General features: G+C 60.7%; 20 protein-coding genes, 6 tRNA genes and 1 pseudogene. 9 read left to right on the top strand and 18 right to left on the bottom strand.

The window, feature by feature from the left end:
* Positions 1 to 326 (top strand): thioredoxin TrxA (gene trxA, locus GPA21_RS10380; RefSeq protein ID WP_168988130.1); only part of this gene is annotated, 326 nt, incomplete at its 5' end.
* Positions 327 to 463: 137 nt separating this feature from the next.
* Entirely contained in the window at positions 464 to 1723 is a 1260-nt protein-coding gene (gene rho / locus GPA21_RS10385) for a transcription termination factor Rho (protein WP_168988131.1), read from the top strand.
* A 71-nt stretch (positions 1724 to 1794) separates the two neighbouring features.
* On the opposite strand, the gene GPA21_RS10390 is transcribed toward rho, so the two are convergent.
* The 14 genes from GPA21_RS10390 to phaC all read right to left on the bottom strand — a co-directional run bounded on the left by GPA21_RS10390 (position 1795) and on the right by phaC (position 11611).
* Complete coding sequence (locus GPA21_RS10390; RefSeq protein WP_168988132.1) at positions 1795 to 2646, bottom strand: 3-hydroxybutyryl-CoA dehydrogenase; 852 nt, start codon at positions 2644 to 2646, stop codon at positions 1795 to 1797.
* Positions 2647 to 2843: 197 nt separating this feature from the next.
* A tRNA-Asp gene (locus GPA21_RS10395) sits at positions 2844 to 2920 on the bottom strand.
* Positions 2921 to 2976: 56 nt separating this feature from the next.
* Positions 2977 to 3052 (bottom strand) — tRNA-Glu (locus tag GPA21_RS10400).
* Between the two features lie 21 nt (positions 3053 to 3073).
* Positions 3074 to 3149, bottom strand: a tRNA-Ala gene (locus GPA21_RS10405).
* 67 nt (positions 3150 to 3216) lie between these two features.
* Positions 3217 to 3293, bottom strand: a tRNA-Asp gene (locus GPA21_RS10410).
* A 55-nt stretch (positions 3294 to 3348) separates the two neighbouring features.
* Positions 3349 to 3424: transfer RNA gene (locus GPA21_RS10415), tRNA-Glu, on the bottom strand.
* Positions 3425 to 3437: 13 nt separating this feature from the next.
* Positions 3438 to 3513, bottom strand: a tRNA-Ala gene (locus tag GPA21_RS10420).
* 71 nt (positions 3514 to 3584) lie between these two features.
* Complete coding sequence (locus GPA21_RS10425; protein WP_168988133.1) at positions 3585 to 4922, bottom strand: FAD-binding oxidoreductase; 1338 nt, start codon at positions 4920 to 4922, stop codon at positions 3585 to 3587.
* 80 nt (positions 4923 to 5002) lie between these two features.
* Positions 5003 to 5926, bottom strand: a complete 924-nt coding sequence (gene rssA / locus GPA21_RS10430) for a patatin-like phospholipase RssA (protein WP_168988134.1) — start codon at positions 5924 to 5926, stop codon at positions 5003 to 5005.
* A 9-nt stretch (positions 5927 to 5935) separates the two neighbouring features.
* Complete coding sequence (gene rimO, locus GPA21_RS10435) at positions 5936 to 7267, bottom strand: 30S ribosomal protein S12 methylthiotransferase RimO (RefSeq protein ID WP_168988135.1); 1332 nt, start codon at positions 7265 to 7267, stop codon at positions 5936 to 5938.
* Between the two features lie 70 nt (positions 7268 to 7337).
* Positions 7338 to 7949: a polyhydroxyalkanoate synthesis repressor PhaR gene (gene phaR / locus GPA21_RS10440; RefSeq protein ID WP_168988136.1), complete on the bottom strand. Its 612-nt coding sequence runs from the start codon at positions 7947 to 7949 to the stop codon at positions 7338 to 7340.
* Positions 7950 to 8067: 118 nt separating this feature from the next.
* Complete coding sequence (gene phbB / locus GPA21_RS10445; RefSeq protein ID WP_168988137.1) at positions 8068 to 8808, bottom strand: beta-ketoacyl-ACP reductase; 741 nt, start codon at positions 8806 to 8808, stop codon at positions 8068 to 8070.
* A 218-nt stretch (positions 8809 to 9026) separates the two neighbouring features.
* Positions 9027 to 9767 (bottom strand): beta-ketoacyl-ACP reductase, encoded by a 741-nt coding sequence (phbB, locus tag GPA21_RS10450; RefSeq protein ID WP_168988138.1) that lies wholly within the window; start codon positions 9765 to 9767, stop codon positions 9027 to 9029.
* Between the two features lie 101 nt (positions 9768 to 9868).
* Positions 9869 to 11611, bottom strand: a complete 1743-nt coding sequence (gene phaC / locus GPA21_RS10455) for a class I poly(R)-hydroxyalkanoic acid synthase (RefSeq protein ID WP_168988139.1) — start codon at positions 11609 to 11611, stop codon at positions 9869 to 9871.
* Positions 11612 to 11698: 87 nt separating this feature from the next.
* On the opposite strand from phaC, the gene GPA21_RS10460 reads away from it, so the two are divergent.
* Entirely contained in the window at positions 11699 to 11923 is a 225-nt protein-coding gene (locus GPA21_RS10460) for a hypothetical protein (protein WP_168988140.1), read from the top strand.
* 38 nt (positions 11924 to 11961) lie between these two features.
* Here the strand turns inward: GPA21_RS10460 and pgeF are convergent, their stop codons facing one another.
* Positions 11962 to 12711, bottom strand: coding sequence for a peptidoglycan editing factor PgeF (pgeF, locus tag GPA21_RS10465; protein ID WP_168988141.1), 750 nt, complete (start codon positions 12709 to 12711; stop codon positions 11962 to 11964).
* Positions 12701 to 13618, bottom strand: a complete 918-nt coding sequence (rluD, locus tag GPA21_RS10470; RefSeq protein ID WP_246261895.1) for a 23S rRNA pseudouridine(1911/1915/1917) synthase RluD — start codon at positions 13616 to 13618, stop codon at positions 12701 to 12703. The genes pgeF and rluD overlap by 11 nt, the downstream gene beginning before the upstream one ends.
* Positions 13619 to 13707: 89 nt before the next feature.
* Here rluD and GPA21_RS10475 point away from each other — a divergent pair, with 89 nt between their 5' ends.
* Complete coding sequence (locus tag GPA21_RS10475) at positions 13708 to 14490, top strand: outer membrane protein assembly factor BamD (RefSeq protein ID WP_168988148.1); 783 nt, start codon at positions 13708 to 13710, stop codon at positions 14488 to 14490.
* 34 nt (positions 14491 to 14524) lie between these two features.
* Here the strand turns inward: GPA21_RS10475 and GPA21_RS10480 are convergent, their stop codons facing one another.
* Positions 14525 to 16015, bottom strand: a complete 1491-nt coding sequence (locus tag GPA21_RS10480; RefSeq protein WP_281355941.1) for a mannose-1-phosphate guanylyltransferase/mannose-6-phosphate isomerase — start codon at positions 16013 to 16015, stop codon at positions 14525 to 14527.
* Positions 16016 to 16144: 129 nt separating this feature from the next.
* Here GPA21_RS10480 and GPA21_RS10485 point away from each other — a divergent pair, with 129 nt between their 5' ends.
* Positions 16145 to 17221, top strand: a complete 1077-nt coding sequence (locus GPA21_RS10485) for an AI-2E family transporter (RefSeq protein WP_168988143.1) — start codon at positions 16145 to 16147, stop codon at positions 17219 to 17221.
* A gap of 84 nt (positions 17222 to 17305) precedes the next feature.
* Here the strand turns inward: GPA21_RS10485 and GPA21_RS10490 are convergent, their stop codons facing one another.
* The gene (locus tag GPA21_RS10490; protein WP_168988144.1) at positions 17306 to 18175 is read right to left on the bottom strand and encodes a DUF6279 family lipoprotein; all 870 of its coding nucleotides are present in this window, start codon (positions 18173 to 18175) and stop codon (positions 17306 to 17308) included.
* 367 nt (positions 18176 to 18542) lie between these two features.
* On the opposite strand from GPA21_RS10490, the gene GPA21_RS10495 reads away from it, so the two are divergent.
* From GPA21_RS10495 to GPA21_RS10510, 4 genes and pseudogenes are all read left to right on the top strand, one after another.
* Positions 18543 to 19682, top strand: coding sequence for an HD-GYP domain-containing protein (locus GPA21_RS10495; protein WP_168988145.1), 1140 nt, complete (start codon positions 18543 to 18545; stop codon positions 19680 to 19682).
* On the top strand, positions 19679 to 22315 hold the full coding sequence (locus GPA21_RS10500; RefSeq protein ID WP_168988146.1) for a hybrid sensor histidine kinase/response regulator: 2637 nt from the start codon (positions 19679 to 19681) through the stop codon (positions 22313 to 22315). Before GPA21_RS10495 ends, GPA21_RS10500 begins: the two co-directional genes overlap by 4 nt.
* Before the next feature lie 123 nt (positions 22316 to 22438).
* Positions 22439 to 24544 (top strand): hybrid sensor histidine kinase/response regulator, encoded by a 2106-nt coding sequence (locus tag GPA21_RS10505; RefSeq protein ID WP_168988147.1) that lies wholly within the window; start codon positions 22439 to 22441, stop codon positions 24542 to 24544.
* Positions 24545 to 24638: 94 nt separating this feature from the next.
* A pseudogene (locus GPA21_RS10510) lies at positions 24639 to 25552 on the top strand (hypothetical protein); the annotation flags it as partial.

A 25552-nucleotide genomic window follows, 5' to 3' on the forward strand; every position in this document is an offset into this window, starting at 1 on the left:
TGAGCGAACACATTCATTACGTCACTGACGCCAATTTTGATAGCGAAGTCATCCAGGAACAGCTACCGGTTCTGGTCGACTACTGGGCCGAATGGTGCGGACCCTGCAAAATGATCGCACCCATTCTGGACGACGTCGCCAAGGAGTACGCAGGCAAGCTCAAGGTCGCCAAGCTCAACATCGACGAGAACCAGGAAACCCCAGCCAAATTCGGTATTCGTGGCATCCCGACGCTGATGCTCTTCAAGGGCGGCAATGTGGAAGCGACCAAGGTCGGCGCCCTCTCGAAGTCACAATTGACAGCTTTCATCGACAGTAACCTCTGACAAGCGCGGCGGGCGTTCGACCCGCTGTCCAAACAAGGCGTCGCGCCCCGGAATTGCGACGCCTCCCCTCCCCCTGTATTTCACCTCCCGAAGACTTTTCATCTTCCTCATCGGCGCGCGTGCGCGAAGAAAAAACCATGCATCTATCGGAGCTCAAGTCCCTCCACGTCAGCCAGTTGCTCGAAATGGCCACTGAACAAGGCATCGAGGGCGCCAACCGCCTCAAGAAACAGGAGCTCGTGTTTGCGCTGCTCAAGAATCGCGCGAAGAAGGGCGAGCCGATCTACGGTGACGGCGCCCTGGAGGTTCTGCCGGACGGCTTCGGTTTCCTGCGTTCGCCCGACACTTCGTATCTTGCCGGCACTGACGACATCTACGTGTCGCCGTCGCAAATCCGACGCTTCAACCTTCACACCGGCGACACCATCGAGGGCGAGATTCGCACCCCGAAGGACGGCGAGCGTTACTTCGCGATGGTCAAGCTCGACAAGATCAATGGCGAGGTTCCCGAGAACTGTAAGCACAAGATCCTGTTCGAGAACCTGACCCCGCTGCATCCAAACGAGTGTCTGCGCCTGGAGCGCGACATGCGCGGAGAGGAGAACATCACCGGTCGTGTCATCGACATGATCGCGCCGATAGGCAAAGGGCAGCGCGGCCTCATCGTCTCCCCGCCGAAGAGCGGCAAGACCGTGATGCTGCAGCACATCGCACACGCAATCACCTCCAACCACCCCGACGTGATCGTCATCGTCCTGTTGATCGACGAGCGCCCGGAAGAGGTCACCGAGATGCAACGCTCGGTGCGCGGCGAAGTGGTCGCATCGACCTTCGACGAACCAGCGGCCCGTCACGTGCAGGTCGCAGAAATGGTAATCGAGAAAGCCAAGCGCCTGACCGAGCACAAACGCGACGTCGTTATCCTCCTGGATTCGCTGACTCGTCTGGCCCGTGCCTACAACACCATCGTGCCCGCATCGGGCAAGGTGCTGACCGGCGGCGTGGACGCCAATGCCTTGCAGAAACCCAAGCGTTTCTTCGGCGCAGCCCGCAACATCGAGGAAGGCGGCAGCCTGACGATCATCGCCACCGCGCTGATCGACACGGGTAGCCGCATGGATGACGTGATCTACGAGGAGTTCAAGGGCACCGGCAACATGGAGCTGCATCTCGAGCGCAAGATGGCCGAGAAGCGGGTCTATCCCGCGATCAACGTCAATCGCTCCGGTACTCGCCGTGAAGAGCTGCTGATGAAACCGGAAATCCTCCAGAAAGTCTGGGTGCTGCGCAAGCTGCTGTACGGCATGGACGATCTGGACGCGATGGAATTCCTGCTCGACAAGATCCGCGCGACCAAGAACAACGGAGAGTTCTACGACGCAATGCGAAGGGGCTGAGCAACGCGGTTCCGGTTGCACAATAGAAAGGGCGCCACACGGCGCCCTTTCTCGTTCACGCAGGCCTGAGCTCAGCTGTAGTCGAAGAATCCCTTGCCAGTCTTACGTCCTAGATAACCTGCCTCGACCATCTCCACCAACAAAGGCGCCGGACGGTATTTCGGGTCCTTGAACCCCTCAAACAACACCTGCATCACCGCGAGCTCGACATCGAGGCCAATCAGATCGCAAAGCGCCAGAGGACCGATCGGGTGATTGCAGCCAAGCTTCATCGCCTCATCGATCTCCGCGGCTGTAGCAAGCCCTTCTCCAAGGGCAAAAACCGCCTCGTTGATCATCGGGCACAGCATGCGGTTCACTACAAAGCCCGGGCTGTTACGGACCTGCACCGGTGTCTTTCCGACCGCGTGCGAGACGTTCTCGACCGCCTGATAGGTTTCCTCCGAGGTCTGTAGCCCGCGAATCAGCTCCACGAGCGCCATCATCGGCACCGGGTTGAAGAAATGCATGCCGACGACCTTGTCCGGACGCCCGGTGGCTGCTGCCAGCTTGGTGACCGAAATGGACGAAGTGTTGGTTGCAATGATCGCATCCGGGCGCATCGTCGAATCCAGCTGATCGAAGATCTTAAGCTTCAGATCAAGGTTTTCCGTGGCCGCCTCGATGACAAGATCCACTTCGGCCAACGCACCGATCGCGGTGCTGGTGACAATGCGGCCAAGTACGACGCCCTTGTCGGCCTCGGTCATCTTTTCCTTCTTGATCAGGCGGTCGAGGCTGCCTGCAATTGTCTTGACACCTCTCTCGAGCGCGGCATCGGCGACATCGGTCATCACCACGTCGAAACCTGCCACCGAAAACGCCTGGGCAATGCCATTGCCCATCGTGCCAGCACCGACCACACCGACCTTACGAATTTCCATGCTCTATCTCCCTCAATTGCGTTCGCGAATTCACGCAACGGCACTGAGCGTACTATCCATACCGCAGCGTATGGATAGTACTCTACCGCAAAGGAAAGCGATGAGGCCAGCGCAAATAGCCGCCTTCCGCACAGCGAAGCGCCGTACGCACAAGAAAAAAGGGAGTCTCCCGATGGAGACTCCCTTTTCTTGTAAGCTGGCGGAGTGGACGGGACTCGAACCCGCGACCCCCGGCGTGACAGGCCGGTATTCTAACCAACTGAACTACCACTCCAAGTACTGCATATGTCGCCTGAACGACACGGCACCATAAGTCGTGCCGCTGAAAGCTGGCGTCCCCACGGGGATTCGAACCCCGGTTACCGCCGTGAAAGGGCGATGTCCTAGGCCTCTAGACGATGGGGACCTAGTGTTACCGAATTTCCTGTGGTGGAGGTAAGCGGGATCGAACCGCTGACCTCTTGCATGCCATGCAAGCGCTCTCCCAGCTGAGCTATACCCCCAACGAAGCTGCGCATTATAGCGATGCTGACCACCTACTGCAAGCAGTGCCGGGCACTGCGGTAATGCTGGCGGAGTGGACGGGACTCGAACCCGCGACCCCCGGCGTGACAGGCCGGTATTCTAACCAACTGAACTACCACTCCATGTACTTCTCTGTCGCTTTCGCGACCTGGCCCGATTTCTCGGACCACCAGAATCTGGCGTCCCCACGGGGATTCGAACCCCGGTTACCGCCGTGAAAGGGCGATGTCCTAGGCCTCTAGACGATGGGGACCTAGTCTTTCGTTTGGTGGAGGTAAGCGGGATCGAACCGCTGACCTCTTGCATGCCATGCAAGCGCTCTCCCAGCTGAGCTATACCCCCGACGGCGAAAGAGCGCGCATTATAGGTTCCACTATTGCGGCTGTAAACCCCATTGGCGTTAAAAAACGGGCTCAAAGCACCTTGCCGGGATTCATGATTCCATTCGGGTCGAATGTCCGCTTGAGCGCACGCATCAGGTCAAGCTCCAAGCCACTCTTGTAACGGGTAATTTCGTCTCTCTTGAGCTGGCCCAGACCATGCTCGGCCGAGATCGAACCGTCAAGCGAGTTCACCAGATCATGAACCACGCGATTGATCTCAGGCGTCAGCCCGATGAAGGCCTGATTGTCGATCGCGTCGGTACGCGAAAGATTGTAGTGCAGATTACCGTCACCAATGTGGCCGAAAACCACGATCCGGACATCCGGCCAGCGCGCCTCGAGCAGTTGGCCCGCCCGCTCGATGAAATCCGGAACTCGACTGACCGGCACGGATACATCATGTTTGATGCTGACCCCTTCGATCCGTTGGGCTTCCGAGATGTTCTCGCGCAGCGACCACAGGGCCTTGGTTTGCGAGAGTGAAGCCGCGACGACTGCGTCGCTGACCGCACCAGTCTCCAAGGCATCTGCAAGCGCCCGCTCCAGCAGCGCTGACAGGCCCTCCTGTTGCACGGTGTCACTCAGCTCGACCAGGACCGACCATGCCGGCAAGGGGTCGATGGGCGGACGCGCACCGGGGATGTGCTTGAAGACGAGCTCCAACGCCGGGCGCCCCATGATTTCGAACGCGGTAACACGGTCGCCGCAGGTCGATTTGAGGGCTTTCAGCAGGCCTACCGCCGCGGTCGGACCAGACACCGCAACCCAGGCAGTGGATCTCGCCCTGGGGCGCGGAAATAGCTTGAGCACTGCCGCCGTGATGATACCGAGCGTACCTTCGGCGCCGATGAACAAGTGTTTGAGATCGTAGCCGGTATTGTCCTTGCGCAGTGCCCGAAGACCGTTCCAGACCTGACCGTCGGGCAACACAACCTCGAGGCCCAGCACAAGGTCCCGCATATTGCCGTATCGCAGCACCTGGACCCCACCAGCGTTGGTGGAAAGGTTTCCGCCCACCTGACAGCTTCCCTCGGATGCGAGCGACAAGGGAAAAAAGCGGTCAATGCCCTCGGCGATTTCCTGAATCGACGCGAGGGTACAACCTGCTTCCACCGTGACGGTATTGTTTTCGGCGTCGAGCGCACGGACACGCGCCATCCGGCTCAGGTTGATGACGACCGCGCGGGCTCGCGCGAGCGGCGTCGCGCCGCCGCACAAGCCGGTGTTGCCACCCTGAGGTACGATCGAGACGCCAGCTCGCGCGCAAACGCTCACCACCTCGGCGACCTGAACGGTGTCGTCCGGGAAGACCACCGCCAATGCGTCTCCGGTATATCGACCACGCCAGTCGGTGAGATAAGGCGCCATCTCATCCGCAGATGACAACACGCGATTGTGGCCGACAACTGCGACAAGAGCTTCAATTAGGCTTCGCCCGCCAGTCTCGCTCACGTCAACTCCAGCGCCTGTTGCAACAGCGCACTGCTGCGCTCCACCGCAGCCTCGCCTTCTTCAATGGCTTCGTTCGCACGATCGAATTCCATCATGTTCAGATGCGCCACGCGCGGTGAGATCACGACATCAGCCGGCTCGCCGGCCAGACGACTGCGGGCGATGCGCATCTGCATTATGTTTATGCTGGTGGTCACCACATCCGGGAGCGACGGCAATTCGCTCACCTGGCCTGCGGTTTCGCGCTCACTCTTCGTCAGTCCGATGGCACCGAAAAGGCGCTGCGCCCAGCCATGATCGTCGTCGGCCATCGTGGGATTCTGCCGCCGGGCGCGCCCTACAACCCCGGAACCAAGCTCCACCGCGATGACGATCTCGGCCCCGAGTGCGCGACACAGCGAAACCGGAACCGGATTCACCAATCCGCCATCGACAAGAACTCGGCCACCTCGAAGAACTGGCGAGAACAATCCGGGGAGCGCAATCGACGACTGCACCGCCTCGGCCACCTTGCCTTCACGAAGCCACACTTCGCGACCAGTGTGCAACTCGGTGGCGACGCAGGCAAAGGGGAGGTTCAGACTGGCAAAGTCGGAGGCGAAAAAGTGCTCCGCGCAGTACTGGACCACACGGTCACCGCGAATCAGGCCACCGCGAAAGCTCACGTCCAGCATGGAGACCACGTCCTGCCAGTCCAGAGCGCGCACCCAGGATTCGAGCTGATCCGAACGCCCGGAAGCCAGTGCCGCACCAACGAGTGCGCCGATCGAGCAACCGCTGACAACGTCGACACGTACCCCGAGGTTCGCCAGCGCGCGCAACACACCCAGGTGCGACCAGCCGCGTGCCGCACCGCTGCCGAGCGCCAACCCGATGACCGGCGAACCGTCCTTGCGCTCGATCGGGGCGGACTCGTACATTGCCTGCGGCTAACTTAAGGGCGTGGCGTAGAGGTCGTGCACATCGCAATCGGTGATGCGCACCCGTGCAAACTCGCCGACGGGCAGATGCTCGCCATCAGGGATGACGACGAGCCCATCGATCTCGGGCGCGTCAGCGCATGAACGTGCCAGCGCACCCTCCTCGTCCACCTCCTCGACAAGCACGTCGACCTCCCGATCGATCCAGCGCTCGAGCCGACAGGTCGAGATGTCTTCCTGGAACGACATCAGTCGCATGCGTCGCTCCTCGCGGACTTCGTCCGGCACCGGATCCGGCAACGCGTTCGCCGTGGCGCCTTCGACCGGAGAATACGCAAACGCACCAACACGATCGAGTTGTGCTTCAGCGAGAAACTCAAGCAATTCCTGAAAGTCAGCCTCGGTCTCACCCGGGAAGCCAGTGATGAAGGTGGAACGTATGGTCAGATCCGGACAGATCTCACGCCATTTGCGAATACGCTCGAGCACATTCTCGGAACTCGCCGGCCGCTTCATCGCCTTGAGGATGCGCGGACTTGCATGCTGAAACGGAATGTCCAGATAGGGCAGGATCAATCCCTCAGCCATGAGCGGGATGATGTCGTCCACGCTTGGATAGGGATACACGTAGTGCAGTCCTACCCACACTCCGAGCTCGCCGAGTGCCCGCGCCAGGTCGTACAGGCGGGTCTTGACCGGACGACCATTCCAGAAGCCCGTGCGGTACTTCAAGTCGACGCCATAGGCACTGGTGTCCTGCGACACCACGAGAATCTCCTTGACGCCAGAGTCGACCAGCGCTTCGGCTTCCTTCATGACTTCATGAATCGGACGGCTGACCAGGTCGCCGCGCATTGACGGAATGATGCAGAAGCTGCAGCGATGGTTGCAGCCTTCGGAGATCTTCAGGTAGGCATAGTGCTGCGGGGTCAGCCTGACACCCTGAGGTGGCACCAGATCGACGAAGGGGTCGTGAGGCTTGGGCAGATGCAGATGAACCGCCCGCATCACCTCGTCGGTCGCATGAGGGCCGGTGACCGCGAGCACTTGCGGGTGAGCAGCAAGCACCACGTCGTCTTTTGCGCCGAGACAGCCAGTAACGATGACTTTTCCGTTTTCGGCAAGCGCTTCGCCGATGGCGTCGAGCGACTCCTCGACCGCGGCGTCGATGAAACCACAGGTATTGACGACGACAAGGTCGGCCTCGTCGTAGCCGCCGGAGATCTCGTAACCCTCGGCGCGCAGCCGGGTCAGGATGTGCTCCGAGTCGACCGTCGCCTTCGGGCATCCTAGCGAAACGAACCCGACACGCGGGGTGTGCTGCATGGGTTGCTGACTCATCGGTGATTGAATCAAATACCGCTCGGCCTTGTACCCAAGCGGGGTCGGAAATGTGTCTTACGCAAAGCGCTCAGGGCTTCTTGCCGCTGCCGCTCTTCGCCGGTTCGCCGGCAGATCCGGAATCACGCTCGCTACCATCCTGCGGCGGATACTTGGGGAAGGGAAATCCGGTGAACATGTTGCGGGTCTGGCTCTCGATCTGCTCTTGCATCTGATCGAACATCTTCTTGCTCTGTTCGACATACGCACCCATGACGCTTTTCAGTGCCGGCCCCTGAAAATTCAGGAACTGGGCCCACAGATCCTGGCTGATCGGGCTGTTCTCCCCGTAGATCGCCCGGGCCTGTTCCTGCAGCTTGCCCTGCATCTCGGTAAAGGCCTTGATATTGTTCTCGAGGTACTTGCCCATCATGCCTTGCGTCGCATTGCCGTAGAAACGGATCATGTGCGACAGCAGATCGCTGGTAAACATCGGCGCGCCGCCGGCCTCTTCCTCGAGAATGATCTGCAGCAGGATGCTACGCGTGAGATCCTCGCCGCTCTTCGCATCGACGACCTGAAATTCCTCCCGCTCGAGCACCAGTTCCTTCACGTCTGCAAGGGTGATGTATGAACTGGTCCGCGTGTCGTAAAGACGGCGGTTAGGGTATTTCTTGATCAGTCTGTTCTTCGTTTCCGGCATCTCGTGGATCTCCTCCGTGGCGAGCACAGCGCCAACTCTCCAATTATAACCACTACATGCGCGAAACCCCGCTCTCTGGCGGGGTCTCGCGCACTTCATGCTGAGTGGCTGGCAAGCCTCAGCACATATGCAGGCCACCATTGATGTTGATCGTGGCACCTGTGATGTAACCCGCCAGATCAGAAGCCAGATAGGCACACAGACCGCCGATTTCTTCCGGACGACCCAGGCGCTTCATCGGCACGGTATCGATGATGCCCTGACGGATGTCCTCGCGGATCGCCATCACCATGTCGGTACCGATATAACCAGGTGCGATGGCATTGACGGTCACGCCCTTGGTCGCCAGCTCTGCTGCAAGCGCCTTGGTGAATCCAAGCACACCGGCCTTGGCGGTCGAGTAGTTGGTTTGACCCGCCTGACCTTTGACACCATTCACCGAGGAAATGTTGATGATACGGCCCCAGCCACGCTCAGCCATCTTCGCAGAAACATGATGGGTAACGTTGAACAGGCTGTTCAGATTGGTGTTGATCACCGCATCCCACTGGCCCTTCTCCATTTTCGGGAAGAACTTGTCACGGGTAATACCGGCATTGTTGACCAGGACGTCGACGCCGCCGACTTCGCTCTCGATGCGAGCGATCATCTCGCGACAGGACTCGTAGTCGGAAACATCGCCTTCGGCAGGCGTGAAATCGAAACCGAGCTCCTTTTGCTGCGCGAGCCACTCGTCCTTCTGCGGAAAACCGGGCAGGCAGTTGGCGACCACTTTGAAACCCTGCTGGGCCAGCGACTGGCAAATCGCGGTACCGAGACCGCCCATGGCGCCGGTGACGAGAGCGACTTTCTGGGACATCGTTCTTTCCTTATTGCAAGGGGTTGTTTGAACAAAGGTTTTCCGCGCCGCGCAATGCTGAGACAGACGACTCAGCCGACAGGCAACTGCAGGCAGACGGACCTTCAGCGGTTAGATCTTACGACATAACGACAGCTTTTTGTTGCGTCGCAATAACTCAGGCGCAAAAAAAAGCGCCCCGAAGGGCGCCTTTGTTCGGACCACGGACTCCGTCCGGCTCAAAACATATGCTGACCACCGTTGATCGAGATGTTGGCGCCGGTAACAAACGCCGCCTCCTCGGACGAGAGGTAAGCGACCAAGCCCGCGATCTCCTCGGGTTTACCCAGGCGTGAAACCGGGATCTGCGGCAGGATCTTGGAGTCCAGAATCTCCTGCGGGATCGCGGTCACCATCTTGGTACCGATGTAACCCGGGGAGATCGTGTTGACTGTCACGCCGCTACGTGCAACCTCGAGCGCCAAGGCCTTCGTGAAGCCGTGCATGCCGGCCTTGGCCGCAGAGTAGTTGGTCTGGCCGAACGCGCCCTTCTGGCCATTGACCGACGACACGTTGATGACGCGACCCCACTTGCGCTCGACCATGCCATCGACCACTTGCTTGGTCATGTTGAACACGCTGTCGAGGTTGGTGCTGACCACCGCATCCCAGTCGGCCTTGGTCATCTTCTTGAAGGTCATGTCACGGGTGATGCCGGCATTGTTGACCAACACATCGACCGGACCGACTTCACGGGTCACCTGTTCCACGCAGGCCTTGCAGGAATCGAAATCGGCCACGTCACACGGAAACGCCCGAAAGCCGTAACCCATGTTCTGCATGTTCTTGAGCCATTCCTCAGCCTTGGTATTGCCCGGGGAATGCGTGGTCACGACCTTGTAGCCCAGCGCCGAGAGCTTGATGCAGATCGCTTCGCCAAGGCCGCCCATGCCGCCGGTAACGAGTGCAACTCTTGTCATTGTGTTTCCTCCTCTCCCAAAGGGTTTTCCGAAGGGCAGTGCATTCGATCAGACAGCGCGCCCCGTACTCGCTGCCTGTCGCAAAACCAATGCCTTGAAACTCAGGCCTTCTCCTTCACATAGCGACCGGGGGCGGGTTCGATCGGTGCGTACCGCGTATTGCCAGGCCGTCCGCGGGCCGCGACCGGCTTGCCGCTGCGCACTTTCAGCCACTCGATCCAGTGCAACCACCAGCTTCCCTTTTGCTCACTTGCACCCTCGAACCACTCTTCCGGGTCGGCAGGCGCTGCATCATTCACCCAGTAACTACGCTTGTTCTTCGATGCCGGGTTGATCGCACCGGCAATGTGGCCACTCGCGCCGAGCACGAAGGTCGTCTCGCCGCCAAGCAAGGGGCGCGCATGATAGGCGCTCTTCCATGGCACGATATGGTCTTCTCGCGCCGCAAGCAAGTAGGCCGGCGCATCGACCTTGCGCAAATCAACCTTCATACCCAGCATTTTGAGCCGGCCAGGCACCCGCAGATTGTTCTCGAGGTACATGTTTCGCAGGTACCAGGCCAGGAACGGTCCGGGCAGATTGGTCGAATCCGAGTTCCAGTAAAGCAGATCGAAGGGGACCGGCTTGTTCCCTTTCAGGTAATTGCCGACGACGTATTGCCAGATCAGGTCGTTGGCGCGCAAGGCCGAAAAAACGTTCGCCAGCTCCTGCCCCTTGAGCAACCCACCCTTGCCTATCGAAGCTTCGCGGGCCGCCACGCTGGCTTCATCCACAAGACAGCCGAGTTCTCCCGCATCAGCAAAGTCGAGCAAAGTGGTCATCAGCGTGACGCTTTCGACCGGATCCTCGCCGCGCGCCCTGGCCACCGCAAGCGCGGAGGTCAGAATCGTTCCGCCCACGCAGAAACCGAGCACATTCGGCTTCTTCACCCGGGTCACTGCACGGACCACGTCCAGCGCCGCCAACGGCCCTTTCTCCAGGTAATCGTCCCAACCGAAATGCGACTCCGCCGCTCCGGGGTTCTTCCACGACACCAGAAAGACGGTCACGCCCTGTTCTACGATGAAGCGAACCAGGGAGTTCTCCGGCTGCAGGTCCATGATGTAGAACTTGTTGATGCATGGAGGCACGATCAGCAGCGGTTTTTGCACCACCTTGTCGGTGAGCGGCGCGTACTGAATGAGTTGCATCAACTCGTTCTCGAAGATTACCGAGCCCGGCGTCAGCGCAAGATTGCGCCCGACTTCGAACGCCGAGTCGTCGGTCATCGAAATCCGCCCCTTCTCGAGGTCAGCCAGGAGATTCTGGATGCCGCGAGTGATGCTCTCGCCCTGAGTTTCGAGCGCGACCTTGACGAACTCAGGATTCGTCGCCGCGAAGTTCGACGGCGACATTGCGTCGAGATACTGCCGCGTCAGGAAACGGATGCGCGACTTCGCCCGCCCATCGGACATGGGAATCGCCTCGGACATCTGCTCGAGAAAGTCGGCGTTGATCAGGTAGGCTTGGCGAACGTAATCGTAGACCGGGCTCTCACTCCACTCAGGTGCGGAGAAACGTCGATCACCGGGCGCGGGCGAGGCTACCGGCTCGCCACCCTGCCCCGGCTTGGACTTGAGCATCGTCGCCCACAGATTGCCGTGACGCTCGGCAAAGCGCTTCTGCAGCTCGGCCAGCTTCTCAGCCTCCGGCAGCGGCAGGTTCTCGGCCGGAGCGCCGCCGCTGTCCTGAATCGCCGCGTGCTGACGGGCCAGCGCACCGAAAAAATTGTTCGCCATCTCCTGGCCGAACTGGATCATGCCCTCCATGCCGAAATTGCTGGTTTGGTCTTTCGAATCGGACATCAGGCCCCTCCTGAGGCATTCCTGTTAAGCGAACTCGACTGCCGGCGCCGGTTTCACCGGGTGCCTGCAACCGGTAGAATCCGCGGCATGTACATCATCGCCATCGCCTGGCTCTATGTCGTCGTTCTCACGGCGATCTCCAATACCACCGTGATTGGGGGCGTGCTCACATTCCTGCTTGCCGGCGTGGGACCGCTCGCCCTCTTCCTGTGGATCTTCGGTACGCCGGCACGCCGTCGGGCCGCGGCGCGACGCGCTACGACGGACATCGTTGATACGAACGATAGAGCCGAATCCACGCGGGAGCAATAGCGCAAACGCTCGGCAGCCAGGCCCGAGGCAGATCTTCCTTATCGCTCATACCATATCAAAGTCGCAAAACGGCCGGTGACCCCGTCCCGCCGATATGAGTAGAAACGCTCGGAATCCTGCCAGGTGCATGTCCCGCCGCCGTACACGCCCGACACCCCTGCAGCATGCAGCCGTTGCCGAGCAAGTTCGAAAAGGTCGGCGAACCACTTGCCCCGGCGCTCCGCAGCCCGAAACGCCGAATGATGCTCTGGACTGGCGCCAACAAAGGCGTCACGCACCTCGTCACCCACCTCGAAAGCACCCGGACCGATCGCCGGACCCATCCATGCAACGACCTCGTTCGCAGGCACGGCCATCGCCTGGATTGTCGCCTCTACCACACCCGCCAGCAGACCACGCCAGCCGGCATGTGCAACCCCGACTATCCTCCCATCCACGCTCGACAAGGCCACCGGCAGGCAGTCTGCGGTCATGACCGCACACACCACGCCGGGGTCACGCGTGATCGACGCATCGGCCACCGGAGCCTCTTGCGCGCATGCCGCATGCCCGGCGTCTGCCACTGCCACGCCATGGACCTGTTCGAGCCACAGCGGCGACGAAGGCAGCAGTGCATTCAGCCTGCGCCGATTCTCGGCGACGGCGATCGGGTCATCACCAACATGAAGCGCGAGATTCAGTCCCTGGTAGGGGCCAACACTCACACCGCCGGCACGCGTCGTCACCCGGACACAGACCCCGGGCGGCGCTGGCCACTGGGGCGCGAGCAACTGCAGCTTATCGCTCATACCCGGCCTCACCTCCGAGCGCGACGATCAACTGAGCCATGTCCTCGGCCATTGGCACCTCCCACTGCATTTCCTGCCCACTGGCCGGATGCAGCAGGCCGAGCCTGAACGCATGCAGTGCCTGGCGCGCAAATCCGCTCAACCTGGGATCGGCGACACGGCGTGGGCCATAGACCGGGTCACCGACAAGCGGATGACCGAGGTGCTGCATGTGCACCCTTATCTGATGGGTTCGCCCGGTTTCCAGCATGCATTGCACCAGGGTCGCGCAGCCAAATCGCTCACAGACCCGGTAGTGCGTACGTGCCTCGCGCGCGCCATCTACAACGGCCATCCGAAGCCGATTGACCGGGTGGCGGCCAATCGGCGCGTCAACCATTCCCCCGCTACGCATGTCGCCAATCACCAGCGCATAGTAGTGGCGTTTTACAGTCCGCGCCTGCAACTGCCTGATCAACGCCGTCTGAGACTCGAGAGTGCGCGCCACGACGAGCAGACCGCTGGTGTCCTTGTCGAGGCGGTGCACGATGCCGGCTCGCGGCACACCGGCCAACTCAGGCGCATGATGCAACAAGGCGTTGAGGAGCGTGCCGCTCCAGTTGCCGCTACCGGGGTGCACAACCAATCCCGCCGGCTTGTCGATCACCAGCAAATGCGCGTCTTCGAAAACGATGGCGAGTGGAATGTCCTCGGCTGACTCCGCGCGCTCCTCGGGGGTTGGTGGCTGTTCCAGTGCCAGCGATTCACCCCCCCAAACCTTTCGCTTGGGTTCGTTCGCGACCAGCCCGTCGAGTCGAACACGACCGTCACGCAACCAGTCCTGCAAGCGGCTGCGCGAGTGCGACGGAAACATTCGGGCAAGCGCCTGGTCAAGACGCAAGCCAGCGCATTCGTGCGGCACAATCATCTGCTCTACGCCCGATTGCGTTGAAGCCTCTGGGCTATAATGATCCGATTCTTTCACTAGAGTGCGCATATAACATGCTTGGATTGACCATGCGGAGTTTAGCGGTATTCGCCGCGCTGCTGATCGCCGGATGCGGCCTGCTGCCCGAGCAGGTCGATGAAACAGCCGGCTGGAGTGCCCAGAGAATCTACAGCGAGGCGCGAGGTGCGATGACCGAAGGCTCGTACGAGCGGGCCATCAACCTCTACGAACGCCTCGAGGCGCGCTACCCCTACGGTCGGTTTGCTCAACAGGCACAGATCGAAGTTGCCTATGCGCATTACAAGAAGAACGAACCGGCGCTCGCCATCGCCGCGGCCGACCGCTTCATCCGGCTCTATCCGGACCACCCGAACGTCGATTATGCCTACTATCTGAAGGGTCTCGTGACCTTCAATGAAGATCTCGGTCTGATGGGATTCATCTCCAATCAGGACCTTTCTGAACGTGACCCGAAGGGCGCGCAGGAATCATTCGATGCGTTCAACGAACTGGTCACGCGCTTCCCGGACAGCCGCTACACCCCGGACGCGCTGCAGCGCATGCGCTACCTGGTGAATTCACTCGCTGCCCACGAAGTTCACGTGGCGCGTTACTACCATCGGCGTGGCGCATATGTCGCCGCAATAAACCGCGCCAAGACTGCCTTGAGCAACTACCCGGACACGCCGGCGATCGAGGAGGCACTTTTCCTGCTGGTAAGCAGCTACGACGCGCTGGGCATGGAAGAGTTGCGCGACGACGCCGAGCGCGTCATGCGCATGAACTTTCCCGACAGTGTCTGGTTTGCCGGTGGCCCGGATGCAAGAAAGCCCTGGTGGCAGCTCTGGTAATCGGAAACGCCCGCCATCGGGCGGGCCAGCCGCTTCAGCCGCGTCCGTAGTCGTCTTCGAAGCGGACGATGTCATCCTCTCCGAGGTACGACCCGGACTGAACCTCGATCATTTCCAGATCGACCTTGCCCGGGTTTTCGAGGCGGTGGGTGGTACCTAAGGGGATGTAGGTCGACTGGTTCTCGGACAGCAAAAAAACCTCGTCGCCCCTGCTCACTCGCGCAGTCCCCCTCACCACGATCCAATGCTCGGCCCGGTGGTGGTGCATCTGCAGGCTCAACGAAGCCCCGGGACGAACGACGATGCGCTTGACCTGGAACCGTTCGCCGCCGTCAATTGAGTCGTAATAGCCCCAGGGGCGGTGGACCTTGCGATGCACCGAAACCTGCGGCGCATCAGACTGCCGCAACCGCTCGACAACCTTCTTGACGTCCTGGGTGTGACCGCGGTCTGCCACCATCACCGCATCCGGGGTTTCCACTACGACCAGGTCGCGCACGCCGACACAGGCAACCAGGCGGCTCGAGGCCTGCACCAGATTGTCGCGCGAAGCCTCAAACACCACGTTCCCACGCGCGGCGTTTCCATTCTCGTCTTTCACCGCCAGCGACCACAAGGCGTCCCAGGCACCCACGTCCGACCACCGGGCCTGCATTGGCACGACTCGCAGCGATGCAGACAGGCCGCCCCGGGCGGCCAGCGGTTCCATGACCGCATAATCGATGGAGTCCGAGGGACACGACATGAAATCCTCGCGGCCCACGCGAACAAAGTCGACATCACGCTGCGCGCCCGCCAGGGCCCGGGCACACGCGTCATGCATGGCAGGCTGGAAATGCCTGATCGCCTCGATCCAGACCGAGGCACGCATCAGAAACAGTCCGCTGTTCCACAGGTAGTCGCCGCTGTCGACATAGGATTGCGCAGTGGCCGAATCCGGTTTCTCGACGAAGGCTTCCACTGCGCAACTGCCATCCGGCGCCGCCGCACCATGACGAATATAGCCGTAGCCGGTCTCGGCTCGCTCGGGCACGATACCGAAGGTGACGATATCACCCTCATTCGCTGCCCCGATCGCCCGCGCAACAGCTTCGAGAAAAGCCTGGCGATCGCCTATGACGTGATCGGCAGGCATCACCAGCAACAAGGGATCACCGTCCCGCACCGCCAGCAAAGCCGCAAGTGTCAAGGCAGGCGCGGTATTGCGCCCCGCCGGCTCGAGGATCAGGCGCGAACTGGGTCGAGCGATCTCACGCAGTTGCTCCGCGGTGATGAACCGGTACTCCTCATTGCACACGACGATGGGCTCATCGACCAGCTCAACCCCGCCCGCAAAGCCTTCCAGCCTGAGCACCGTGTCCTGCAACATGGTGCGATCCCCGGTAAGCTGGAGCAGTTGTTTCGGATAGTGCTCGCGCGAGAGCGGCCACAAGCGGGTACCCGACCCCCCGCAGAGCACAACAGCCTGCAAAGCGTTTGCGGAAGGGTAGCGATCGGCATTCGTCATGGTTCGAAGCTCAGGCATTCAACGATCCTGAGAGCATAGCAAACCCGGCGCAGTCGGGACGTGCAAGCTTCACGCCAAGTCCGCATGCCGTATAGAATCATGCGATCGCGTGCCGCATTCTGCGCCGACGCCCTGCGAGCACACCACATGATCGATTTCCTTCGCGCCTGGTTCGACCGACACTTTTCAAACCCGCAAGTGGTGATTCTTGCGATCGTGCTGTTGACCGGGCTCGCGGTGATCCTGATTGCCGGCAGACTGCTCGCACCGCTGCTCGCCAGCGTAATCATCGCCTACCTGCTCGAAGGGGCGGTTCGCGTTCTGGAGCGCCGCAAGGTGCCGCGTTCCATCGCCGTGGTGCTGGTCTTCAGCCTCTTCCTGTCACTCTTCGTCGCGATGATCCTGCTGCTGCTCCCCTTGCTTGCCGGCCAGCTCGGCCAGCTGGCGCGCGAGCTCCCTGCGATCGCGACACAGGCTCAAGCAATACTCTTGCAGCTGCCGGAGCGTTATCCACAGATTTTTTCCGAGCAACAGGTCAACGACCTGCTCGGATCGATCCGACAGAACCTCACCAGTCTCGGCCAGCAGCTTGTGGTGCTGTCGCTGACCTCGGCAGTGCAGCTCATGACGGTGCTCGTCTATCTGGTACTGGTGCCCTTACTGGTCTTTTTCATGCTCAAGGACAAGGACAAGATCGTCGCCTGGTTTCTGCTCTTCCTGCCCCGCGAGCGGAGCCTCGTGAACAGCGTCTGGGCAGATGTAAACGCCGGCATCGGCAACTATGTGCGCGGCAAGTTCATCGAGATCCTGATCGTATGGGCGGTAAGCTACGCCGCCTACAGCCTGCTCGGCCTCCCCTATGCAATGCTGTTGTCGCTCGCGACCGGGCTTTCGGTGGTCGTGCCTTATGTTGGCGCGGCCGTGGTCACGGTTCCGGTGGCCGCAGTGGCCTATTTCGAGTTCGGTCTGACACCCGGGTTCTGGTATGTACTCGGGGCCTATGCGGTGATCCAGTTTCTGGACGGCAACCTGCTCGCACCTTTGCTGCTCTCCGAGGTGGTCAACCTCCATCCAGTCGCCATCATCGCTGCGGTCCTGATCTTCGGCGGCATCTGGGGCTTGTGGGGCGTGTTCTTCGCCATTCCGCTGGCGACTCTTGTCGCCGCCGTGCTCAACGCCTGGCCCAGTGCAGGTGACCAGATCATCCAGGAAAGCCAGGGCTGAACCTGAGACCAGTGTTGCCCATGGCGCCGACCATGCGGCGCCAATCGCAAGAGGCGCTGCTGCCGCCTGCCCGAGAAAGCCGAATCAGCCTCTTGAGCTATCCGTGGAAGCGCAAGCGAGGCGATCGAACTGACCGGCGAACGAGGTCAGACGTCGCGACAAGCGCTCACGCTGCGGTTCATCGGCCAGCTCAAACAGACGAACGAACAGCGCCAGGGTCGCGTCTCTATTGCTTTCGACGGCTGCACGATAGTCCTCGGGCCAGCCCGCATCTGGCGCAACCAACAGCTCGGTCACGCTCTTACGGAATACCCCGGGATCGCGTTCTTCCTGCAACAGGGCAAGCAAACGCGACTGCCACACCATGCGGTTTTCCAGCCACGCCTCTGTCGTCGGCAAAAGAGATGCGCTCCATCGCCCCAGTTCTTCGCTCTGGGCCGCATTCATTCGCCCGAGCCACGGTCTCAAGCGTCGCTCCATTCGCTCGACTCTCTGCGCCTGACGCTCGGCCTCATCCGGCTCCAGATACTCGCTCCGCGCCTTGCCATTTCGCTTTTCAAAAGCCTGGGCCAGCTCCACGATCTGGTCGGCATCGAGTGTCGCGAGCAAATCACTGACGTCCGGGGCAAGCGCAACCACGAGGTTGAACCACAAGGACTCGGCCTGTGTCACGAACATGACCAGTTCCTCACCATCCACCCCACCGTTCAGCAGGCTCCTGTCGAGTTCGCGAAGAAAGCTCGAGTAAGCGGGCAACTCGCTCGCACAATGCCATTGCAGACGCTCGGCAAGTCTCGCATCGAGCTCCGCTCTCTGCACCCGATCGAGCGTCACGTAATCACGCACATAGCGTGGCACCAGCCAGTCCAGTTGGCTATAGGCGTAGCGAACACCGCAACCAGTCATCAAGGTCGCGACCAGGACGCCAAGAATCCATTTATACAAGCGCGGCATGGGCGTTCAGATTGCGAAGTCCCCAACGAGTTCAGTGCATTGTTGCAGCGGCGCCCCCTGTGCGGACCGGTCACCGACGCGACGCTCTGCTGAACGCTTCGCCGAGATCTAACGGGGTGTGCGGAGCGACACTTGACATCATTCAATGGAGCAAGGATCGTTACTACTTGTCACGTCTCGACAGGGCTGTGAGGAAACAACCGGCACATCAATTATTATGGCTTTTGCGGCATTGACCGAGTTTCCAAATACCGCATCTGCAGCCAAAAAGTTTCACAGCGTTTGAGTACCAAGACAGCCGGATTCACTGAACGGTATCTCGAGATGGTCGATCGATGGTGCGATCATGCTCCGAGGGAGAACGAGCATGGAAAACGCATACACCGGAAAGGAACGGATCTTCATCGTCGATGACGAACCGGCCAACCTCAAATTGCTTGAACGCATGCTCGGAGGTCAGGGTTACCGGGATCTGGCAAGCTTCATTGATCCGCGCCAAGTGTTGCCCGCGTACCTCGCGGCCCCACCGGACCTGATTCTGCTCGATATCAACATGCCTCACCTGGACGGCTACGAGGTCATGAAGCAGTTGAAGGATCTTGACGACCCGCTGCTACCCCCTATCATCATTCTCACCGCCCAGCATGATCGGGCCTTCCTCCTTCGGGCACTCGCCGCCGGCGCACGCGACTACATCACCAAACCTTTCGACCGCAACGAACTGCTGATGCGGGTGCGCAATCTGCTGGATGCGCACCTTGCCCATCGGATGGTGCACGACCGCAAGGACATGCTCGAGGAGATGGTACGTGTGCGCACAGACGAGTTGCAGCGCACTCGACTGCAGGTCGTGCAGCGGCTGGGCAGGGCCGCCGAGTACCGTGACGAGGAGACCGGCAACCACATTCTGCGCATGAGCCATACGTGCGAGCTGCTCGCCCGCAGCATAGGGTGGGACGAGATGCAATGCGAACTCATTCTGCATGCCAGTCCGATGCACGACATAGGCAAGATCGGCATCGCCGACAGCATTCTGCTGAAACCCGGCCGTTTCGAACCTCACGAATGGGAGGTGATGAAGAAGCACGCATCCATCGGGGTCCAACTGCTTGAAGGCGACGACTCCGCGCTGATGTGCATGGCGAGGGAGATTGCCGGCAGCCATCACGAGAGATGGGACGGCTCAGGCTATCCCGGAGGGTTGTCGGGCGAGGCAATTCCGCTCTCCGCCCGTATCGCCGCGTTGGCCGATGTCTTCGACGCGCTGACGTCACGCCGGCCGTACAAGCCTGCGTGGTCGATCGAGGACGCGGTGGCCTACATCAAGGACAATCGTGGCAAGCATTTCGACCCCGCTCTGGTCGACGTTTTCATGGAAAGACTGCCCGAGATCCTCGAGATCCGGACGCGCTTTGCCGAACCGGATGAAGAGTACTCCGACGATAGGAACACCCGGACGCCAGGTTCCCCTTTTCCGAGACGAAATAATGCTGGAACACACGCATGAGTCTGGTTCGCATCGCCTGTGCCGACACTGACGCCGCACAACGGCTTGAGGCGGTGCTTCGAAGCGCCGGTTACGCCGTGGCATTCGTGCCGACCGACCAGGAATCCCCCGCGGTGGCCTGCATTTCGGGCTCCGAGCTCATCTCACGCCAGCGGATTGTGGAAAATCTCATCGCCGACTGCGCTGCAACGTTGCTCGACGCGTCCGAGGCGAGCCTGGATCAGGCAATAGAGCACGTACTCCAGCGTTGCGGTGAATTCGTAGCAGCAGACCGCGCCTACCTCTTTCTGCTGTCCAGCGACGGCGTTCGGATGAGCAACACACACGAGTGGCATGCCGACGGGGTGTCATCCGAACGCGACGCGGTCCAGGAAATACCCGTTTCCGCTGCCCCCTGGTGGTGGTCGCGGATCTCCACCGACGATCTGGTCAACATCGACTCGGTGGCCGACCTGCCACTCGAGGCAGCGAGCGAGCGAGCGATGTTCGAGGCGAAAGGAATCGTCGCGCTCTTTGCTTTCGCGCTGCGCAAGAGCGGCAAGACCTTCGGCTTCCTCAGGTGCGATGCGGTAAACCGAGTCGCACCGTGGGCGGAAAGTGAAATAGGCTTTATCGGTACGGTCGCAAATCTGGTCAGCAGCGCTTTGCATCGCGCAGAAGCCGAGGCACTTGCACACCGCCATCAGGAACGTCTGCGTCTCGGCCAAATCGCCGCGAACATCGGCACCTGGGAATGGAACGTGCGCACCGGGGAACTGTTCTGGAGCGAACGCATGGCGCCATTGCTCGGACGCGATCCGACGGATACCCCCACCCTAGACGAATTCGTAAAGACCATCCCGGAGGATGAGCGGGATCTCGTCCTGGCCGCGATCAAGTCCAGCGTGCAGGACAACCGACCGTTCGAAGTCGAACACCGGACGGTATGGCCCGATGGTACGGTGCGCTGGCTTCTCGAGCGCGGCGCGGTCATCCGCGACGGCGAGGGCAAGGCTCTCAAGACGTTCGGGATCGTGCAGGACATAAACGACCGCAAACAACTGGAACTCGCACTCGCGAAACGGGAGCACCTGCTTTCGACGATTCTCAACACGACGCAGCAGGGTTTCTGGTTCATAGACCTCGACGGCATCACGACGGACCTGAATCCCGCAATGTGTCGCATCCTTGGTCGTGCTCGGGACGAAGTCATCGGTCATAGCGTCTACGACTTCGTCGACGCCGAAAACAGGGAACTCATGCAGGCAGAGCTCGCGCGCAGACGCAACGGTTTTACCACGCCCTATGAACTGGCACTGCGCAAGGCTGACGGAAGCACGGTTCATTGCATCAATACACCCTCACTCCTCCAGGACGAGGACGGGCACATTGTCGCATCGGTGGGAATCTGGACGGATGTTTCCGAGCTGCGCAGGATTCAGGATGACCTGAGCGCCATCAACGAGCGTCTGAGCGCCGCCTACGAGGAGGCCGAGCGGGCAAACCGGGCCAAATCCGAGTTCCTGTCCAGCATGAGCCATGAACTGCGCACTCCGATGAACTCCATTCTCGGGTTCGGCCAGTTGCTCGAGTGCGATGACTCATTGCCTGAGGAGCAGCAGGACAACGTCCACGAGATCCTCCGCGCGGGGCGACACCTTCTCGAGCTGATCAACGAGGTGCTCGATCTTGCCAAGGTCGAATCCGGGCGGATCGACCTTTCGATTGAACCGGTCAGGCTCGCACCTCTTGTCACCGAATGCATAGGATTGGTGCAGGTGATTGCCGACAAGCGCGAAATCACCCTGCACGCCGAAGGCTACCGCGATCTCGCCATCCGTGCCGACCGCACCCGCCTCAAGCAGGCTCTGCTCAACCTTCTGTCCAATGCCATCAAGTACAACCGTCCCAGTGGTGAGGTACGGCTGCAGGTGCAGGTCGGAGCGCCATCGATGCTGCGCATCGAAATCGTTGATACAGGCCCTGGCATTCCCCTTGAAAAACAGGGACAACTGTTCCAGCCGTTCAATCGCCTTGACGCCGAACACACGGATATCGAAGGCACCGGCATCGGTCTGACGCTGACCCGTCGCATCGTCGAGATGATGGGCGGCAGCGTGGGATTCGAGAGCACGGCGGGAATGGGCAGCCGGTTCTGGATTGAATTGCCTCAAGCAACACTGGACACCGACGACCCCACCCCACCGGATGCGGCGCCGGGCCCGACGCATATGAGCGAGACACCACAACGCGCCCGTCATCTGATCCTCTACATCGAAGACAACCCGGCCAACCTCAGACTGGTCACAAACATCCTCGGCCGTCGCCCAGACATCGACCTCGTCACCGCCCATTCGCCGGAGCTCGGCCTCGAACTCGCGCGCGCGAGACTTCCGGCCTTGATCCTGCTTGACATCAACATGCCGGAGCTGAATGGCTACCAGGTCATGGGGGTGCTGCAAGCCGACGCGAGAACGAAGCACATACCGGTGGTGGCGATTACCGCAAATGCAATGCGGCGCGACATTCAGCGCGGCTTGCGAGCCGGTTTCTCGGACTACCTGACCAAACCGATAGACATCACGCGATTCAACGAGGTCCTCGACACGCATCTGCCTGACGACGAACGACTTGATCATGCTGATCAGGCATGACGCTGCAAGGCCCGTACGCAGAAGAAATGGCCGGGCCAGTCCTCACCGACCATCTCGACACAGCGCTCGATCCTCACCATTCGGCGACGGCAGCGCAAGACGACAACCAGTGGGCAGACGCGCATGACAGATCCACAATCCGACAGCGACCCGGGGCATGCCCCAACCCGGCGTGCTCTCGATCCTGCACAAGGGTCGGGCGGCGACGATGCAGCGTTGCGAGCCGAAATCGCGGCCCTGAAGGCCGAAATTGCGCGCTTGCGCCAAACGAGAAACGAACGCGATCGCCTGGCAAGGATTCTCGAAGCCAGCCCCGATTTCGTGGGTATCGCCACCCCGGACGGCAAAGCGATCTTCATCAACCAGGCAGGCCGCAAAATAGTCGGCTACGACTCCCCGAGCGCGCCTTTGGAAGACGCGATCTCTCGGCTTCACCCCGAATGGGCCGCCCGCCTGATCATCGCCCAAGGCATCCCGACAGCCATCCGCGAAGGCGTGTGGCAAGCCGAGACAGCCCTTCTCGATGCCGACGGCAAGGAGCACCCTGTTTCACAGGTCATCGTCGCGCATCGTGATGACAGCGGTGAGCTGTACCTCTCGACGATCATGCGCGACATCGGGGATCGCAAGGAGGCCGAATCAGCGCTGATGCGAAGCGAGCAACGCTACCGAAATCTCGTCGACTGCTCCCCCGACGCAATTTTTATCAACCAGGGCGGCGTATTCAGCTACGTCAATCAGGCCGCACTGCGACTGTTCGGTGCACGTGACCCCGCCGAGCTGATCGGCATGCCCTGCATCGATCGCATTCACCCGGATGATCATGCCTCAGTCCACGACCGCATACGTCATCTGACCATCGAGCGCCGCGCGGTACCCCCGACCGAGCAACGCTATCTAAGGCTGGATGGCAGCGTCATCGACGTCGAGGTATCCGCTGCTCCGTACAGCGATGAAGACGAAACCGGCATGCAGGTCATCGTGCGCGACATCTCCGGGCGCAAGGCGGCATCGAGGGCAATGACCGAGCTCCATCGCGAACTGGAGGAGCGTGTCGCTACCCGCACTGCGGAGCTCAGCCGTGCCCTGGCAGAGGCCGAACGTTCCAATAACGCGAAAAGTGATTTTCTCTCGCGCATGAGCCATGAGCTGCGCACCCCGTTGAATGCCATCATCGGCTTCGGACAGTTGCTGGAACACGACATTCGGGACGAAGAACAGATCGACAGCGTGCGCGAAATCCTGCACGCGGGTCGCCATCTGCTTGAACTCATCAACGAAGTGCTCGATCTGTCGCGCATCGAGTCGGGAAAGATGACGCTCAGCCTCGAGCCAGTGCAGCTCGCTCCCCTGCTCTCTGAATGTCTGGTGCTGATCCGCCCGCTGGCGCAATCACACGCCATTACCCTGATGGCGCATGAGCTCGAGTGCTCTGTGCACCTGCGTGCGGATCGGGTACGTCTCAAGCAGGTACTGCTCAACCTCCTTTCGAACGCGATCAAGTACAACAGGGAGGGAGGCTCGGTCTCCGTGAGCTGTATCAACGAGGATGGCGCTCCCCTCATTCGCATCAGCGACACCGGGCCTGGCCTTCCACCGGAGGCTGTGAACCGGCTGTTCAACCCATTCGAGCGACTCGGCGCCGACGAACATGCGATCGAAGGCACCGGAATCGGCCTTGCCCTGAGCAAGCGCTTCGTTCATCTCATGGGAGGCACCATTGGCGTCGTCAGTACGCCTGGCAAGGGGAGCACGTTCTGGGTACGACTTCCGGCCTGCGATCCGGCTGAGGGCACGAGCATAGCCGCCGAGCAGAACGAAGCCATCGAGAGTGAATCCGGCACGCCAGCTGACATGCGAAAGGTGTTATGCATCGAGGACAACCCGGCGAACCTGCGCCTCATCGAACGCGTGCTCGCCCGCCGCCGCGGCATCGAGGTAATCAGCGCCACGACGCCTGGTCTTGGCTTGCAGCTTGCGAAGACGCGTGCACCCGACCTCATCCTTCTGGACATCAACCTGCCCGATATCGATGGATACGACGTGATGAAATGCCTCCGTGAGAATCCGTCGACACAGTACATTCCGGTTGTGGCGGTTAGCGCAAACGCCATGCCGGGGGACTTGGCCCGTGCAGAGCGGGCCGGATTCGTCGAGTATGTAACCAAGCCAATCAGCCTCGACCGCCTCCTCGCAGTCGTCGACGGGGCACTTTATAAGTCTACCTAAGGCGCCATCGATTGAGAGCCGGCGACTTACGCGACACGATGACCAACTGCTCCGTGAGCCACCGGCCCTTTGAGCCGACATCGAACCGCCAGCCATGACATCCGCGCCCCGCCCCAGTTCGACGCACCTCACGGTGCTTCTCGCCCTCCTGGTGATGCTCATCAGCGCCGTTCTGCTGCTGCAACTCGAGCGTTCACATCGCACGATGCACGACAAGTTGATGCAGCAGACGGAGCAGCGGGGACGACAACTGGCCGAGGCGATCGGGGGACAGATTGACGCGCTGATCAGCAGCATCGATCTTTCACTGCTGCAACTTCGGCGGGAGTGGTTGCGTGACCCCGCCGGTTTCGACACGGACGCGCAACGGGCACTGTCCGCTTTTCCGCCGGGGGCCGTGACACACCTTTCGATCGCGGATCGCGATGGCTTGATCGTCTACAACAGCATTGGCGTGACGGACGAAACCCGGGTCAATGACCGCCCACATTTTCGCGAACACCTCGTAGGTCCTGATCGGCTGGTGATTGGCACGCCAGTGCAGTCCCGTTTGCTCGGTGGCGAGTGGACTTTCATCGTCAATCGACCGATTCTCGGCGACGGTGGCTTCATGGGCACGATAAACATGTCCATATCGTCCGCACACATCGCCGAGCGTCTCGCTGCGCTCAGACTCACTCCCGACGACATCATTTCCGTCGTCGCTGCGGACGGCAGCTTCATTGCGCGAAGCAGAGGCTTTGACGAGGCCATGGGTCAGCGTCTGCCGTCCGATCGTCCATTCCTGCAGCCTGACGCCGAACCGCAGGGCGTGTTCAATCTTTCCGGCCAGGTCGATGGTCACGAACGCATATTCGCCTGGCAGCGGGTCGAGCCCTATCGATTGTTCGTGGTGGTCGGTTTGTCGCGCGAGGCGGTGCTGGAGCCGATGGCGCCAATATTTCGGCGTGACCATATCATGACGGCCGCTATGATCTCGCTGCTCGCCGGACTTGGTGCGGTCATTCT

The organism is Azoarcus taiwanensis (assembly GCF_012910885.1).
GTDB lineage: Bacteria > Pseudomonadota > Gammaproteobacteria > Burkholderiales > Rhodocyclaceae > Azoarcus_F > Azoarcus_F taiwanensis.